We start from the raw sequence: 731 nt of genomic DNA, 5'->3' as shown, positions 1-731 counted from the left end.
AAAATTTTAAGCCTGCTTCACACGGTTCGGCTTCATCGCCATTCGGGGAAATACGCGTCCACGCGATGCTGGTACGGAAACACTTAAAGCCCATTTCAGCAAATAACTTAATGTCTTCTTTGTAGCGATGGTAGAAATCCACAGCAACTTGGTTAGGGTAGTTTTCACCATCGATTACACCATCGGTGATTCGACGTTGTACACCGTGCGCGCCTGCTGTTAATACATCGACAACGCTCACACCTTTACCATTCGCATCCCAGCCGCCTTCTAGCTGATGTGCCGCAACCGCGCCACCCCATAAAAAATCGTTTGGAAATTCGTTATTCATACCATCACTCACTACAAGTTATTCGTCAGAAAATAGATAGGTTTAAGGTAACAAACTTAAAAGCTGCAACTCTGAAACCGATTTCAAGATAACAAAAAGATACACTTTGAAACCGGTTTCAACAACAGATTTTTGAGGTTTATTTGATCATAGAGATCAAGTTGATGAGCCAAGTGATCGCTATATCTTTGATATTAAGGAGAATAAAAGTGTTGGAAGGGGAATAAAAATTTTGAGAGATGAACAGCACCGGACTAAGGGATTTAGTCCGGCAACTGGGTATTACTTTTTCAAAGCAAATGGTTCGAATGCTTTATCCACCGGCGTTTCTGCTAGGTGATTAACGTAGTTGCTGATCACTTTTTGCGACAAGCCAAGAATCACTTCTAAAACCTGTTTC

1 protein-coding gene and 1 pseudogene are annotated in these 731 nt (G+C 41.7%); both read right to left on the bottom strand.

Annotated features, from left to right (window positions below; translation table 11 throughout):
* A partial coding sequence (locus KIV40_RS35100; protein ID WP_285354096.1) for a family 1 glycosylhydrolase occupies positions 1 to 331 on the bottom strand: 331 nt, incomplete at its 3' end.
* 282 nt (positions 332 to 613) lie between these two features.
* Positions 614 to 731 (bottom strand): annotated as a pseudogene (locus KIV40_RS35095) (carboxymuconolactone decarboxylase family protein); the annotation flags it as partial.

This window comes from Vibrio sp. D173a (assembly GCF_030248475.1).
The sequence above is the reverse complement of the archived record's forward strand: the minus strand, read 5'-3'. Positions and strand labels throughout refer to the sequence as shown.